Origin of the sequence: Corallococcus sp. NCSPR001, from assembly GCF_017309135.1 — a bacterium.
Taxonomy (GTDB): Bacteria; Myxococcota; Myxococcia; order Myxococcales; family Myxococcaceae; genus Corallococcus.
In genome coordinates this window covers 3,966,802-3,981,371 of sequence record NZ_JAFIMS010000002.1, presented here as the reverse complement: position 1 = coordinate 3,981,371, position 14,570 = coordinate 3,966,802, and the positions used below count along the sequence as shown (strand labels likewise).

Below are 14,570 nucleotides of genomic sequence, written 5' to 3'. Positions count from 1 at the left end.
TCCAAGAATTCGCATGAGCAGGGGCAACGCACGGTGTCGGGCGTTCTATTCACTGCCGGTCATCCAGGGCGAGACGCGCCGCAGCGGGAGGGAGAACCGTGACGCTCGGCCCCATGGCGGCTACGGTGCCGCCGCCGTGTCCAAAGCCGTCCTGCTCCTGACCGCCCTGATGCTCGCCTCCTGCGCCACGCCGGCGCCCTCCCCTGCCCCGGGCACCCGGGGCCTGGGCGAGCCGGAGGTCTCCGTCCCCACGAAGCCCGCCGACGCGGGCGTGACGCCCCCCGCCCCGAGTGCCCTGGAGGACCCGCTCACGTCGGGCCTGCCCGGTCCTCAGGACCTGAAGCGCCTGGACTTCCGCAACGGCGAGCCGCGCCTCCCCATCAAGCTGATGGAGGGCCGCGAGGCGGTGACGTTCTCGCCGCGCGCGCGGATGCGGCTGCGCTTCGGTGGGCCCGGCGACAAGGTGCTGGACGCGCCCGCGGGCTCGCGCTGGACGGTGCGGGTGACGCAGGGCGAACCGGCCCAGTGGAGCGCGCGGCTGCAGTTGGGCGAGTTCCGCTTCGCGGACAAGGCGGGGCTCGCGGAGGCGCAGGAGACGTGGCGCGCGCGGGGGCTCGCGGTGCGCACGCACACGCTGGGCTCCGTGTACGGCATCGCGGGGAAGGTCATCGACAACCGGCGCTACCTCCTGCTGAGTGAAGAGGCGCTGACGCCCGAGGCCGCGGCGAAACAGCAGACGGAGCTGCTGCGCCGCTACGGCCTGCGCACCACGCTCTTCGAGGAGGTCCGCAAGCCTTCGCGCGCCATCCTGGAGCTGAAGGACGAGAACGACGCCGTGGTGGGCCTGGCGCAGGACCGGCTGGACGCGGAGACGCCGGACGGCAGCGGCTTCGACGTGCGGCAGGTGGAGTACGGCGTGGGCTACGACTTCCACGCCTTCGAGGACCGCAGCTTCCGGGGCGCGCTCCAGTTCGCGGTGGACCGCGGCGGCAAGCTCGCGGTGGTGAACGTGGTGGGCCTGGAGGACCTGCTCAAGGGGCTGGTGCCGTCCGAAATCTTCGCGCGCGCGCACCCGGAGGCGCTCAAGGCCCAGGCCGTCACCGCGCGCGGCGAGGTGCTGGCGAAGGTGGGCATCAAGCACCTGGCGGATCCATACCTCCTCTGCTCGGAGCAGCACTGCGCGGTGTACCGGGGCCGCACCGGCGAAGCGGCCAGCACCACCGCCGCGGTGGAGGCCACCCGGGGCCAGGCGCTCTTCAGCCAGGACGGCCGGCTGGTGGACTCCGTCTACAGCGCCGTGTGCGGCGGCCACACCGAGGACAACGACGTGGTGTGGGGCGGCCCGCCGGACCCCAGCCTGCGCGGGCGGCCGGACCTGCTGGAGCCCGCGCCGGACGTGCCCGGCCCGTCCAACCTCAAGGCGTGGCTGGCGACGGCGGACGTGCCGGCCGCGTGCAGGCTGTCCAGCTTCGCGCAGCCCACGAAGTTCCGGTGGGAGAAGCGCTTCACGCAAGGCCAGGTGGACGCGCTGACGGAGAAGCTGGGCGTGGGCGCCATCCAGGGGCTCACCCTGTCCGAGCGGGGGGTGTCCGGGCGCGCCCGGCTGCTCACCGTGTCGGGCACGAAGGGCGCCACCCAGGTGCGCGGGGAGCTGAACATCCGGCGGCTCTTCGGGATGCTCAACAGCAGCATGGCCACCGTGGAGGCCGAGCGGGACGCCGAGGGCCGGCCCACCGGATGGCTGTTCCGGGGCGGCGGCTGGGGCCACGGCGTGGGCATGTGTCAGACAGGCGCCATCGGGCGGGCGGAGGCGGGCCAGACCTATCCGGAGATCCTGCGCTTCTACTTCAATGGGGCGCAGGTGGCCCCCATCTACTGAGGTCCAGGGAACAAATCGCGCGCACCCACGCGCGGTCTCGTGAATCTCTTTGATGTCCCGGGTGTTACGGGGCGCACGTTCGGGACTGAAGAAGCGGTCCGGAGGTTTATCATCAGGCCGTGGGCACGGGTTCCTCGACAGACTGGCGTCAGCGGCGCGCGCGCAAGCAGCGCGGGCCCTTGCGCTACCTGGTGGCGGGCATCCTGGCGCTCCTGGCCCAGGCCGCGTTCGTGGGCTTCGTGCTCCTGGTGTCGGCCGTGCAGGCGAACCTCCCGCATGAGAAGCGCCCCGCCCGGCCCACGTCCGTGGCGGTGAGGCCGCTCACGTCGGACCAGTGGGCGAAGAACCGGGGGAGCGTCACCCCGCAGCAGACGAAGCCCCGCCCCACGGAGAAGCGCGAGCCGAAGGAAGAGAAGAAGCCGGACGAGACGAAGCCCCAGGGCCAGGTGGTGGACGTGGCGCCGGGCAATGATCAGCAATCCCCGGACGCGAAGTACCTGGCCGAGCACAACAACACGGTGCAGAAGGAGACGCGCGCGCGCGACCAGACGGCCTTCTACCGCAACGCCATGCCCCAGCGGACCGCGCCCCAGAAGCAGGAGGGCGCCGCGCAGGACCAGGTGCAGCCCCCGCGCGTGTCCGGCAACAATGGTACGGGCGCGGACGACCGGGCCCAGTCCCAGGGCGGAAAGAAGCCCGTCTTCGAGATGCCGGAGACGCGCCGCAAGCAGGAGATCGCCATGAAGACGGATCCGCGCGAGCGCGGCCCGGGCATGGCGGTGAAGAACCAGTCGGAGAGCGACGCCACGCAGGGCAACGCGAAGCGCCTGCGCATCCAGCCCGGCGAGGGCGAGGACAGCGAGCAGGAGGGCTCCACGGGCCGCGTGGGCTCCCCGGGCCTGGCCACGCTGATGCCGTCGCAGGCGGCCATGGACAAGGTGGTGGGCGCGGCCCCCAACGACATGCTCCGGGACCAGGAGGAGGGGGACGGCACCTTCCTCAACACGCGCGAGTGGAAGTACGCCAGCTTCTTCAACCGCGTGAAGCAGAGCGTGGGCATGCACTGGAACCCCAACGAGCAGCTGCGCATGCGCGACCCGACGGGGAACATCTACTCCGGGCGCGACCGCCAGACGCTGCTGACCATCACGTTGGACGAGCGCGGCGCGGTGAAGGACATCCAGGTGGAGAAGAGCAGCGGCCTGGACTTCCTGGACATGGAGGCGGTGGCGTCCTTCAAGCGCGCGCAGCCCTTCCCCAACCCGCCGTCCGGCCTCCTGGGGCAGGACGCGACGGTGCGCTTCCAGTTCGGCTTCTTCCTGGAGATGGGCGGCGGCCCCCGGATGCGGCTGTTCCGACAGTAGGTCCCACGCGGGCCTCGCGGTGGACGGCGTGAAGGCACTACCCTGCCCCGCCGTGGAAGCCTCTCTTGTCGACCGCAGCGCCGCGCTCCAGGAGCGCAACCGGAAGGTCCGCTTCGTCCTGTTGGCCATCCTCGTGGCCAACTGGGTGGTGGCCGCCGCCAAGCTCGTCTTCGGCCTCATGGCCCAGTCCGCGTCGGTGACGGCGGACGGGTTGCACTCGTTCATCGACGGCGGCTCCAACGTGCTGGGCCTGGTCGCCATGGGCGTCGCGTCGCGGCCGGCGGACGCGGACCACCCCTACGGGCACGGCAAGTTCGAGGCGCTCGCGTCGCTGGGCATCGGCGCGATGATTGGCGTGGGCATGCTGGAGCTGGGGCGCATGGCCTTCGACTCGCTCCTGCACGACAAGCACCCCACGGTGTCGGTGACGATGGCGGCGGTGATGGTCTTCACGCTCGTCATCAACCTCGTCGTCACCCGCGTGGAGCGGCACTACGGGCAGAAGTACAAGAGCGCGCTCCTGCTCGCGGACGCGCAGCACACGCTGTCGGACGTGTTCGTGAGCATCGCGGTGCTCATCTCCATTGGCCTCGTGGCGCTGGGCTACCCGCGCGCGGACGGGCTGGTGGCGCTGGCCGTGATGGTCTTCGTGGCGTGGGTGGCCTACGGCATCGTCCGGCAGGCGGTGGGCATCCTCTCCGACACCGCGCGCCTGGACCCGGCGCAGGTGTCCCAGCACACGCTGTCGGTGGCCGGCGTGCGCTCCTGTCGCGACGTGCGCAGCCGGGGCATGGAGGAGAGCGTCTACGTGGACCTGAAGATTGAAGTCGACCCGCAGCTGACCACCGCGCAGGCCCACGAGGTGGCGGACAAGGTGGAGGAGACGCTGCACGGCGCCTATCCGCAGGTGGTGGACGTGGTGGTCCACGTGGAGCCCGCGAAGGCCCGCTAGAAACACGAGGGCCGCCTTCCAATGCGCTGGAAGACGGCCCGGGTGATGGCTGCGTCCGAGGACGGCCTAAGCGACCTTCTGCTCGGGCGTGTCGTAGTCCTCGATGGGAGGGCACGAGCACACGAGCTTGCGGTCACCGAGCACGTTGTTCAGGCGCCCCACGGACGGCCAGAACTTGTTGTCGCGGACCCACGGCGTGGGGAACACGGCCTGTTCGCGGGTGTACGGGCGGTTCCACTCCGGCGCGGTGAGCGTGCGCGCGGTGTGCGGCGCGTTCTTCAGGACGTTGTTGTCCTTGGGCACGCGGCCCTCCTCCACGTCGCGGATCTCCTGGCGGATGGCGATCATCGCGTCGCAGAAGCGGTCCAGCTCCGCCTTGGACTCGGACTCCGTGGGCTCGATCATCAGCGTGCCCGCCACCGGGAACGACACGGTGGGCGCGTGGAAGCCGTAGTCCATGAGGCGCTTGGCCACGTCCTCCACCTCCACGCCCGCGGTCTTCTTGAGCGGGCGCAGGTCCACGATGCACTCGTGGGCCACCCGGCCGCGCTTGCCCCGGTAGAGCACCGGGTAGTGCGGCTGGAGCCGCTCCGCGACGTAGTTGGCGTTGAGGATGGCCATCTTCGTGGCCTGCGTCAGGCCTTCGCCGCCCATCATCTGGATGTACATCCAGGAGATGAGCAGGATGCTGGCGCTGCCCCACGGCGCCGCGGAGATGGCGCCGATGGCGTCCGCCCCGCCCGTCTGGATGACGGGGTGCCCGGGGAGGAACTTCACCAGGTGGGACGCCACGCAGATGGGGCCCATGCCCGGGCCGCCACCGCCGTGCGGGATGCAGAACGTCTTGTGCAGGTTGATGTGGCAGACGTCCGCGCCCACCAGGCCCGGCGCGGTGAGGCCCACCTGCGCGTTGAGGTTGGCGCCGTCCATGTACACCTGGCCGCCGCGCTCGTGGATGGTGGAGCAGATCTCGCGGATCTCCTCCTCGAACACGCCGTGCGTGGAGGGGTACGTCACCATCAGCGCGGCCAGGTTGTCCTTGTGCTGGTCCGCCTTGGCGCGCAGGTCGTTCAGGTCGATGTTGCCGTTCTCGTCGCACTTGGTGACGACGACGCGGTAGCCCGCCATCACCGCGGAGGCGGGGTTGGTGCCGTGCGCGGAGGACGGGATGAGGCACACGTCGCGGTGCCCCTGCCCGCGCGCCTGGTGGTAGGCGCGAATCACGAGCAGGCCCGCGTACTCACCCTGGCTGCCCGCGTTGGGCTGCAGCGAGCACCCGGCGAAGCCCGTCACCTGCGACAGCGCGTGCTCCAACTGCTCGAAGACGACCTTGTAGCCGGCCGCCTGCGAGGTGGGCGCGAACGGGTGCAGCTTGCTGAACTGGGGCCACGTCACCGGGATCATCTCCGCGGTGGCGTTGAGCTTCATGGTGCAGCTGCCCAGCGGAATCATGGAGTGCGTGAGGGACAGGTCCTTCGCCTCCAGCCGGCGCACGTACCGCAGCATCTCCGTCTCGGAGTGGTAGCGGTTGAAGACCGGGTGCGTGAGGTACGCGCTCGTGCGGCGCAGCTCGGGGGCGAGCGGGCTCTCCAGCCCTTCCGCGACCTCGTCCAGGTTCACCGGGGACGCGGACTTGTTCGCGCCCTGGATGAAGGCCGTGAGGATGTCCTCCACGTCCTTGGCGCGCGTCGTCTCGTCCAGCGACAGGCCGAGCGTCTTCTCGTCGATGCGGCGGAAGTTCATCTTCGCGCCTTCCGCGGCGGCCAGCACGCCCCGCACCTGCGCGGGCGTCAGCTCCACGCGCAGCGTGTCGAAGAACTGCTCGTGCTTCGGCTTGAAGCCCAGCTTCGCCAGGCCCCGCGACAGCACCACGGTGAGCCCGTGCACGCGCTCCGCGATGGCCTTGAGCCCCTGCGGCCCGTGGTAGACGGCGTACATGCCGGCCATCACGGCCAGGAGCACCTGCGCGGTGCAGATGTTGCTCGTGGCCTTCTCACGGCGGATGTGCTGCTCGCGCGTCTGCAGCGCCATGCGCAGCGCGGGCCGGCCCCCGGAGTCCTCGGACACGCCGATGAGGCGGCCCGGCATCACGCGGGTGTAGGCGTTCTTCGTGGCGAAGTAGGCGGCGTGCGGGCCGCCGTAGCCCAGCGGCACGCCGAAGCGCTGCGCGCTGCCCACCACCACGTCCGCGCCGAACTCGCCGGGCGCCGTGAGCAGCGTCAGGGCCAAGAGGTCCGCCGCGACGACGAGCAGGCCGCCCGCCGCGTGCACCTTCTCACCGAAGGCGCGGTAGTCGTGCGCCACGCCGTCCGTCGCCGGGTACTGCACCAGCGCGCCGAAGAACTTCTTCTGGGACAGGTCCACCGTGCGGTGGTCGCCCACGACGACCTCCACGCCCAGCGGGATGGCGCGCGTGCGCACCACGTCCACCGTCTGCGGGTGGCAGCCGTCGGAGACGAAGAACGCGGCGGCGGTGCTGTCGCCCTTGGCGTGGATCGCGAGCGCCATGGCCTCCGCCGCGGCGGTGCCTTCATCCAGCATGGAGGCGTTGGCCACCTCCATGCCGGTGAGGTCCGTCACCATCGTCTGGAAGTTGAGCAGCGCTTCCAACCGGCCCTGGGCGATCTCCGCCTGGTAGGGCGTGTACTGGGTGTACCAGCCCGGGTTCTGGAAGATGTTGCGCAGGATGACGTTGGGGACGTGGGTGTCGCTGTAGCCCATGCCGATGAAGGACCGGAACACCTGGTTCTTCGCGGCGATGGCCTCCAGCTGCGCCAGCACCTCGTTCTCACCCTTGCCCGCGGGCAGCCGCAGGGGCTCCGGGGAGCGGATGACCGGCGGCACGGTGGACTCGACGAAGGCGTCCAGCGAGTCCACGCCCAGCGTGGACAGCATCTGCTTCACTTCAGGGGTCTCCGGGCCGATGTGCCGGCCGGCGAAGGACTCCTGGTACTTCCAGTTGAGGGACATGGTCGAAGGGCTCGCGTGAGGTGCGGTAGGAAGGTCGGCGTCCGAGCGGGCTCGGAACTCCATGGAGCGTCTCTAACAACCGGGACGCCCGACTTCTTGCGCGCGCGGGACTACTCCTTGATGAGCTTCTCGTAGGCGGCGGCGTCCAGCAGGTTGCCCAGCTCCCCGGCGTCCGAGAGCTCGATCTCCACCAGCCACCCGTCCCCGTACGGATCCGAGTTGATGTCCTCGGGCGACGCCACGAGCTCGTCGTTCACCTTCACCACCTTGCCGGAGATGGGTGCGAACAGCTCCGACACGGCCTTGACGGACTCGACGGTGCCGAACGAGCCGCCGGCCGCCACCTGGGCGCCCAGCTTGGGCAGCTCCACGTAGACGATGTCGCCCAGCGTGTTCGAGGCGTGCTGGGTGATGCCCACCACCACGATCTTGCCCGAGACGCGGGCCCACTCGTGCTCCTGGGTGTACTTCAGGTCCTGCGGGACGTTGTCGGCCATGGGGGTTTCAACTCCTCACAAAGGGTGTGGAAGGAAGGAAATCAGGACTTCTTGAGGAAGGGGGTCTTCACGACGACGGCGGGCACGGCGCGGCCGCGGATGTCCACGTCGAAGGTGGAGCCCTCGGCGGCGAGGGCCGCCGGCACGTAGGCCATGCCGATGGACTTCTTCACCGTGGGGCCCATGGTGCCGCTCGTGACCTCGCCCACGCGCTCGCCGTTCTTGAGGACGGGGTAGCCGTGGCGGGGGATGCCCTTGTCGGTGAGCTCGAAGCCCACGAGCTTGCGCGGCACGCCCGCGGCCTTCTGCGCGACGAGCGCGTCCTTGCCGATGAAGCCGCCCGCCTTGTCCAGCTTGACGATCCACCCCAGGCCCGCCTCCAGGGCGGTGTGCGCATCGTCGATGTCGTTGCCGTACAGCGCGTACTTCATCTCCGTGCGCAGCGAGTCGCGCGCGCCCAGGCCGCAGGGCTTCACGCCGTCCTGCTGCCCGGCCTCCAGGAGCGCGTCCCAGAGCTTCACGGCGTCGCCGGAGGCGCAGTACAGCTCGAAGCCGTCCTCGCCGGTATAGCCCGTGCGGGAGATGATGGACTTCACGCCGGCCACCTCCCCTTCGGTGAAGCGGTAGGTGCCCACCTGGGACAGGTCCGACTTCGTCAGCCGCTGCACCAGCCCCACGGCCTTGGGGCCCTGGATGGCGATCTGCGCGTAGTCGTCCCCGCGGTCCACCGGGGTGACGCCCTCCGCGCGCGCCTTCATCCAGGCGAAGTCCTTCTCGCGGTTGCTGGAGTTGACGCAGATGAGGATGCGCTCGGGGCTGAAGCGGTAGGCGACGACGTCGTCCACGAAACCGCCCAGGTCGTTGAGCAGGCCCGCGTAGACGGCCTGGCCGTCCTGGATGCGCGCGAGGTCGTTGGAGATGAGCCGGTTCACGGTCTCCAGGGCGCCCGGGCCGGTGAACTCGATCTCCCCCATGTGGGAGACGTCGAACAGGCCGACGGCGTTGCGCACGGCCTCGTGCTCGGCGATGACGGAGCTGTACTGGACCGGCATGTCCCAGCCGACGAAGTCGACCATGCGGGCCCCCAGCTTGCGGTGGGCCTCGTTGAGGGGCGTACGCCGGGTCATTGACTTCTCCATGGCAGGGGGTGGCGAAACGGCGCGGACTATAGCGGCGCACCTTCTCCGATCAAGGCCGACGCGGAAGGGACTAAACTCCTCCCGACATGAAGATTCGCAACTGTCTCAACCCCTCCAAGCCGAGCTTCTCCTTCGAGTTTTTTCCTCCCAAGACGGACGCGGGCGTGGCCTCGCTCCTGCGCACGGTGGAGGAGCTTGCGCCGCTGGACCCGGGGTTCGTGTCGGTGACGTACGGGGCGGGCGGGAGCACGCGCGACCGGACGGTGGACCTGGTCACGCACATCAAGCAGAAGACCGGCATCGAGGCGATGGCGCACCTGACGTGCGTGGGACACACCCGCGACGAGCTTCGTGACGTGCTGCGCCGGCTCGACGCGGCAGGCATCGAGAACGTGCTCCTCCTGCGCGGGGACCCGCCGCAGGGGCAGACGACGTTCGAGCCGGTGCCCGGGGGCTTCCGCTACGCGGAGGAGCTGGTCCGATTCGTCCGAGAAGAGGATTTCAACTTCTGCCTGGGGGGTGCGTGCTATCCGGAGGGGCACGTGGAGACGGCGTCGCGCGAGGACGACCTCAAGCACCTGAAGGCCAAGGTGGATGCGGGGATGGACTTCGTGGTGACGCAGCTCTTCTTCGACAACGCCTTCTATTTCGACTTCGTGGAGCGGGCGCGGCGGATGGGCATCAACGTCCCCATCGTTCCCGGCATCATGCCCATCACCAACTACGAGCAGGTCCAGCGCTTCACGCGCATGTGCGGCGCGACGGTGCCCATGCGTCTGGCGTTGCAGATGGAGCGCGTGAAGGATCAGCCGGACGCCGTCGTGCAGCTGGGCGTGGCGCACGCCACGGTGCAGTGCATGGAGCTGCTCGCGCGCGGCGTGCCGGGCATCCACTTCTACACGCTGAACAAGTCTCCCGCGACGCGGATGATCGTGGGCGCGCTGAAGGGGCGGTCATGAGCGGTCCTGGACCTCAGCTCCCGCCGGGCGACCCGCGCATCCAGATCTTCCAGATCGTGCGCTTCCCGGCGTTCTTCCTGCTCATCGTCGGCGTGCTGCACGTCGCGTTCAGCCTGCTGGGCGCGGTGCTGGCGGCGCTGAAGGTGGCGTCGCCCTTCTCCACGCCGGGCCAGGCGCCGGTGGTGCTGGAGTTCACGATGGGCTTCTCGCTGGCCATCCTGGGAGGCATCCTCTGCGGGCTGCTGGCCATCTGGGGCGCGTGGAACGCGATGAACCTCAAGGGCTACGGCCTGGCGACGGTGGGCGCCATCTGCGCGATGTACACGCTGACGCCCGGCTGTTTCATTGGCGTGCCGGTGGCGGTGTGGATGCTCTTCACGCTGCGCCGTGACGGCGTGCGCGAGGCCTTCGCACCATGAACCCGCGCGCCGTCCGCACGGTGCGTTTCCTGCTCACGGGCCTGGGCAACGTGGGCGTGCCGCTCTTGGAGATCCTCCAGTCTCGCGCGTCGCTCCTGATGGAGCGCTACCGGCTGGAGCTGCTGCCGGTGGGACTGGCGGACTCGGGCGGCGCGGCGGTGTCGCCGCATGGGTTGGACCTCGGGGCGGTGCTCGCGGTGAAGCGGGCGCGGCACTCCGTGGCGTCGCTGCCGGTGGTGGGGCGGCCGGGGATGAGCGGGCGCGACCTGGTGCGCGAGGTGAAGGCGGACCTCCTGTTGGAGGCCACGCCCACGAGCTTCCAGGACGGGCAGCCCGGGTTGGACATCACGCGGGACGCGCTGATGCGGGGCATGGCGGCGGTGCTCGCGAGCAAGGGGCCGCTGGTGCTGGGGTTCCGGGAGCTGGCTTCCTTGAGCGACCTGGAGTCGCCGGGCCGACCTCCCCTGCGCTTCAGCGCGGCGGTGGGCGCGTCGATGCCGCTGGTGAACGTGGGCCGCAGGGATCTGGCGCTGGGGAAGCTGGGCCGGTTCGAGGGCGTGCTCAACAGCACCAGCCACCTGCTCTTGTGCCGCATGGCGGAGGGCAGGACGTACGAGGCCGCGCTGGCGGAGGCGCAGGCGCTGGGCATCGCGGAGACGGACCCGACGCTGGACGTGGACGGCTGGGACACGGCGGGCAAGCTGGTCATCCTGGCCAACGCGGTGATGCGCGTGCCCACGACGCTGAAGGACGTGTCCGTGACGGGGATGCGAGGCGTGACGCGCGCGGACCTGGACGCGGCGAAGGCGAAGGGCGGCCAGGTGCTGCTGCTGGCGCGCGGCGAGCCCGTGGGCGCGGAGAAGTGGGAGTGGAGCGTGCGGCCCACCGCCGTGGACGCGTCCCATCCCCTGGCCCGGCTGGGCGCGATGGAGATGGGCGCGGTGTTCCGCAGTGATTTGCACGGCGTGAACACCGTCATCAACGGTGAGCAGGGCGCGCGGGGCACGGGCGCGGCGATGTTGAAGGACGTGCTCGAAATCTTTCCGGACTGAGGGACGGGGCATCACGGGACTCGGGGTGGATGTGCGAAGCTCCTGGGTCCCACCGGCGTGGACCCGACACGCCGTTCCCCCCGAGGTGCACCGTGAAGCTGATGCGACGCTCCGTCCTCCCGAAGATGGCTTCCCTCCTGATGTTGTTCGCGGCGCCCGCCTTCGCGGTGGAAGACACCCAGGTTTCCTCGGTGCAGGCGCCCGTCGAGGAGGGAGATACGTGCTCCGTCTGCGGCCCTGCTCCCTGCTGCGTGGTGCTCTGGACGGCGTGGTGCGGCTGCCCGTTCGCCAGCACCGCCAGCGTCGAGACTGAAGCCCCCGCGGAGGAGCTCCTGGCGTGTGCGCCCCAGAGCCAGCCGCGGACGGCTCCCGAGCAGAGCCAGTCGCTGTAGTTCCTGTCCGCGCGGCCCCCGGACGGAACAGGTCCGGGGGCGTCGCACCTCATCCGCGAGTCGCGGCCAGGAGCCGCGTCAGGAGCGGCGCCACCAGTTCCTCGCCGCGTAGCTGGGAACGCCAGCGGTGCGGAATGCCGTTCACGCCGAAGATGAGTCCCGCGATGCCGCCCGCCACGCAGGCCGTGGTGTCCGTGTCGTGGCCCAGCCGGATGGCGGATTTGACGATCTCTTCGTAGGTCTTCCCGTTCGCGACGCAGGCCCGTGCGGAGCGCAGGCAATCCACGACATAGCCTCCGCCCGTCCCCGGTGCCGGGTCATCCGGGCGGATGTGGGCTTCCAGTTCTTCCCGCTGTGGGAAGCCCTCCACGTACAGGTCGCGGAACGTGGCCACGGCGTCGGCCCAGGGGTCCGCCGCGCCTTCCAGAATGCGGCGGGCCCAAAGGCAGTACAGCGCGCAGCAAACCTGGGCGCGCACATGGCCATGCGTGACGCGAGACTGCGCCATGGCATCCGATACGAGCGCCGCGTCCTTGCCCTTGTGCCACAGGGCCAATGGCAACACACGCATCAGTGAGCCATTGCCATTGTCCATCGTGCCGTTGGGGCCCGCGAGCATCGCCGGCGTGCCGTCACGCAACCGGCGCAGGGCAGTGCTGGTCTGGATGCCCACGTCGAACACGTCGCCGTCCACGGCGAGGTAACCCCAGTCCTGCCAGTTCACCAGCCGCCGGCCCAGGTCCTCGCAGTCGAGCCGCTTCTGATACGTCAGCGAGTCCAGGAGGCACAGCGCATGGGCGCCATCGTCCGACCAGGTGCCCGGGGGGACCCTGTCATGCGCGCGGTTGAAGCCCGGCGGCGGGTCGTACTCGATGGCCTCCGGAGCTGGGATTTGCTCCGGCCGATGGAACTCGTAGGGCACCCCGAGCGCATCGCCAATGAGCAATCCATACACCCCTCCCGCAATGCGCTCCTCGCGACTCACCATGTCCCAGCCTCCCAGCATAGTGTACCATGGACACCATCGACGTGTCTTGGTCTCACTTGGGAGGTGGCGGGAACTGGTCCGCCAGGGCTTTCATGCCGGCCTCCATGTAGACCCGCTTCCACCGGAGCAGGTCTTCCACGGGCACACCCGCTCGCCGGGCCACGTCGCCTTCGTACTCTGTTCCGGCGAGCAGGCGGATGACGGCGTCGGCCATGCCGCCGGCTCCTGCGAGGTCCCTGCCAGGCGGGAGGGTCTCCGGTCGTGCCAAGGACATCGTCGTCACGGATCCAGCGAGTGGCAGCCGGACCGCGGGATCCCCCAGCAGGATGTATCCCGCGAGGTCATGCCTCAGCATCCACAGGTGCGCGAGGTCCACGGGATTCACCGCGCTGTCTCGCCCCGAGCGGCGCGCGAACTCCTCCTGATCATAGAGCGTCGTCAGCTCCATGTTGGCCAGGTTGAAGGAGCGAAGGAGCGCGCTCAACCCCACTCCGGCTCGGCTGCCTTCCACCAGGGAGCTCAGCAGGCCCATGAAGCGCGACGGCCGGTCGCGGGCCAGGCAGGTCATGTCCTGGAACGAATAGGTCCAGGCCAGGTCCACGTGCCCCATCACCGCCAGCGGGCCCTGGGGATTGGCGAGCGCGGCCTGGGGCAGCGCGGCGACAAAGGGACGCTCGCCCTCGCGCGGAAGTGATTCCAGCAATCGCTCGAGCCGGCCTGGGTACTCACCCGCCTCGCGCAACCGCGACAACCACGCGTGATAGGCACTGCGAGAGGGCGTGCCCGCGCTGAAACAGGCGAAGTAGAACCAGAAGCCCCCTGGGAGAAAGGCGGTGGAGGCCAGGTCCGACGCCTCCAGCGTCCCCTGCCCTCCCAGGCTCATGGCCCCCTGGCGCGCGCGCTGCTCCCCCACGGAAGCCCAACCCCGACGCGGGGCGCCCAGCCCATGGCTCAGGGTGAAGAGCATGGAGGGATGCGGCGACGCCACCTGTCCGAGCAATTCCCCCAGCGACCAGGCCCCGGGCTCACCGAGCTCACATGGGACCTCCGCGCGAAGAAGGCCCTCCTCCTGCCGCGTGCGGAGGCTCCTGAAACTGGGGGCCATCAGCGCCTGATAGCCCACGGTGGTCGCGGGCGTTCCATCGTGGGCCGTGAAGAGGAGCGTGCGGGCCCGCTGCTCGGGCGCGGGCGTGCGACTCCAACGCAACACCTTGTCCACATAGGCCTCATAGCCCGCGTCCGAACCAAAGGTGAGCCGGCCCGTGAAGCCTCCCGCGCCGAGCATCTGCTGAAGCTCGAAGGACACCTGGTCGAAGTCGCCCAGCATCAACAGGAAGGCGGGCTGCTCCGTCTCGGACGCGTCCTCGTCGCGCAGCACGGAGTCCATCCACCGGACCGCCTGGATCCCATCCATCCCCGGGGGAACGCGATACACGCGCACCGGTGCGCCCTGCTCCTCCGCACGCAGTGCGCACAGAGGAGCGATGAGGGCCAGCAGCCGGTCCCCCAGCGGCCCTTCGGGGACCACCACCCCCCAACGTTGGTCTGGCAATGAATTGGGGTCCCGGTCCGGGCGGAGCAGCACGTCCTCGGATGAGGCCCTCCCCGCCTCCTCCCGAGGCGCCTCGGGCCGAGGCTGATGGGAGGCCGCATCCAGGGGGAGGGCTTCCTCCAGCACCGGCCGGCGGTCATTGGCGTGGCTCAACAGCAGTTCGAAGTCCATGCGACAGGGTCCCTTGCCACTTCCCTGCCACCCGGCTCGCGGCCCGGGTCCTCCAGGCCGTCTGGCTTCTTTTGACGCGCAAATACCTGTCACTGACGCGTCAGGGTTTCCCGTGATGCGGACGCCTCCGCTGAGCCGCCACTGGCACGGCGCCAGCAGTGGCGCCCTCGCGGTGAAGGCATTGGCGGCAGGAAAGCGAGGCAAACAGATGCGCCGGGAAGATCAGCAACAGGGTC

12 protein-coding genes are annotated in these 14,570 nt (G+C 69.8%); 7 read left to right on the top strand and 5 right to left on the bottom strand.

The window, feature by feature from the left end:
- The first annotated feature begins 13 nt into the window (after positions 1-13).
- The 3 genes from JYJ93_RS18110 to JYJ93_RS18100 all read left to right on the top strand — a co-directional run bounded on the left by JYJ93_RS18110 (position 14) and on the right by JYJ93_RS18100 (position 4,195).
- A complete protein-coding gene (locus JYJ93_RS18110; RefSeq protein WP_206792972.1) occupies positions 14-1,879 on the top strand; it encodes a SpoIID/LytB domain-containing protein in 1,866 nt (621 codons plus the stop codon).
- A gap of 119 nt (positions 1,880-1,998) precedes the next feature.
- Positions 1,999-3,243 (top strand): energy transducer TonB, encoded by a 1,245-nt coding sequence (locus JYJ93_RS18105; RefSeq protein ID WP_206792970.1) that lies wholly within the window; start codon positions 1,999-2,001, stop codon positions 3,241-3,243.
- A 52-nt stretch (positions 3,244-3,295) separates the two neighbouring features.
- Positions 3,296-4,195, top strand: coding sequence for a cation diffusion facilitator family transporter (locus JYJ93_RS18100; RefSeq protein ID WP_206800356.1), 900 nt, complete (start codon positions 3,296-3,298; stop codon positions 4,193-4,195).
- 66 nt (positions 4,196-4,261) lie between these two features.
- Here the strand turns inward: JYJ93_RS18100 and gcvP are convergent, their stop codons facing one another.
- From gcvP to gcvT, 3 genes are all read right to left on the bottom strand, one after another.
- On the bottom strand, positions 4,262-7,165 hold the full coding sequence (gene gcvP / locus JYJ93_RS18095) for an aminomethyl-transferring glycine dehydrogenase (protein ID WP_206792968.1): 2,904 nt from the start codon (positions 7,163-7,165) through the stop codon (positions 4,262-4,264).
- A 110-nt stretch (positions 7,166-7,275) separates the two neighbouring features.
- The gene (gcvH, locus tag JYJ93_RS18090) at positions 7,276-7,662 is read right to left on the bottom strand and encodes a glycine cleavage system protein GcvH (RefSeq protein WP_206792966.1); all 387 of its coding nucleotides are present in this window, start codon (positions 7,660-7,662) and stop codon (positions 7,276-7,278) included.
- Between the two features lie 41 nt (positions 7,663-7,703).
- The gene (gene gcvT / locus JYJ93_RS18085; RefSeq protein ID WP_206792964.1) at positions 7,704-8,789 is read right to left on the bottom strand and encodes a glycine cleavage system aminomethyltransferase GcvT; all 1,086 of its coding nucleotides are present in this window, start codon (positions 8,787-8,789) and stop codon (positions 7,704-7,706) included.
- A gap of 98 nt (positions 8,790-8,887) precedes the next feature.
- Here gcvT and metF point away from each other — a divergent pair, with 98 nt between their 5' ends.
- The 4 genes from metF to JYJ93_RS18065 all read left to right on the top strand — a co-directional run bounded on the left by metF (position 8,888) and on the right by JYJ93_RS18065 (position 11,623).
- A complete protein-coding gene (gene metF, locus JYJ93_RS18080; RefSeq protein ID WP_206792962.1) occupies positions 8,888-9,760 on the top strand; it encodes a methylenetetrahydrofolate reductase [NAD(P)H] in 873 nt (290 codons plus the stop codon).
- Positions 9,757-10,179 (top strand): hypothetical protein, encoded by a 423-nt coding sequence (locus JYJ93_RS18075; RefSeq protein ID WP_206792961.1) that lies wholly within the window; start codon positions 9,757-9,759, stop codon positions 10,177-10,179. Before metF ends, JYJ93_RS18075 begins: the two co-directional genes overlap by 4 nt.
- Entirely contained in the window at positions 10,176-11,231 is a 1,056-nt protein-coding gene (locus JYJ93_RS18070; RefSeq protein WP_206792959.1) for a hypothetical protein, read from the top strand. The genes JYJ93_RS18075 and JYJ93_RS18070 overlap by 4 nt, the downstream gene beginning before the upstream one ends.
- A gap of 92 nt (positions 11,232-11,323) precedes the next feature.
- Complete coding sequence (locus JYJ93_RS18065; protein ID WP_206792957.1) at positions 11,324-11,623, top strand: hypothetical protein; 300 nt, start codon at positions 11,324-11,326, stop codon at positions 11,621-11,623.
- A 49-nt stretch (positions 11,624-11,672) separates the two neighbouring features.
- On the opposite strand, the gene JYJ93_RS18060 is transcribed toward JYJ93_RS18065, so the two are convergent.
- A complete protein-coding gene (locus JYJ93_RS18060; RefSeq protein WP_206792955.1) occupies positions 11,673-12,611 on the bottom strand; it encodes an ADP-ribosylglycohydrolase family protein in 939 nt (312 codons plus the stop codon).
- 52 nt (positions 12,612-12,663) lie between these two features.
- Positions 12,664-14,334 (bottom strand): hypothetical protein, encoded by a 1,671-nt coding sequence (locus tag JYJ93_RS18055; protein WP_206792953.1) that lies wholly within the window; start codon positions 14,332-14,334, stop codon positions 12,664-12,666.
- Positions 14,335-14,570 lie beyond the last annotated feature (236 nt).

Bases quoted from the DNA above. Each gene is read 5' to 3' on its own strand.
- JYJ93_RS18110 (WP_206792972.1), top strand. From the start codon at position 14: ATGAGCAGGGGCAACGCACGGTGTCGGGCGTTCTATTCACTGCCGGTC.
- gcvP (WP_206792968.1), bottom strand. From the start codon at position 7,165: ATGTCCCTCAACTGGAAGTACCAGGAGTCCTTCGCCGGCCGGCACATC.
- gcvH (WP_206792966.1), bottom strand. From the start codon at position 7,662: ATGGCCGACAACGTCCCGCAGGACCTGAAGTACACCCAGGAGCACGAG.
- gcvT (WP_206792964.1), bottom strand. From the start codon at position 8,789: ATGACCCGGCGTACGCCCCTCAACGAGGCCCACCGCAAGCTGGGGGCC.
- metF (WP_206792962.1), top strand. From the start codon at position 8,888: ATGAAGATTCGCAACTGTCTCAACCCCTCCAAGCCGAGCTTCTCCTTC.
- JYJ93_RS18075 (WP_206792961.1), top strand. From the start codon at position 9,757: ATGAGCGGTCCTGGACCTCAGCTCCCGCCGGGCGACCCGCGCATCCAG.
- JYJ93_RS18070 (WP_206792959.1), top strand. From the start codon at position 10,176: ATGAACCCGCGCGCCGTCCGCACGGTGCGTTTCCTGCTCACGGGCCTG.
- JYJ93_RS18060 (WP_206792955.1), bottom strand. From the start codon at position 12,611: ATGGTGAGTCGCGAGGAGCGCATTGCGGGAGGGGTGTATGGATTGCTC.
- JYJ93_RS18055 (WP_206792953.1), bottom strand. From the start codon at position 14,334: ATGGACTTCGAACTGCTGTTGAGCCACGCCAATGACCGCCGGCCGGTG.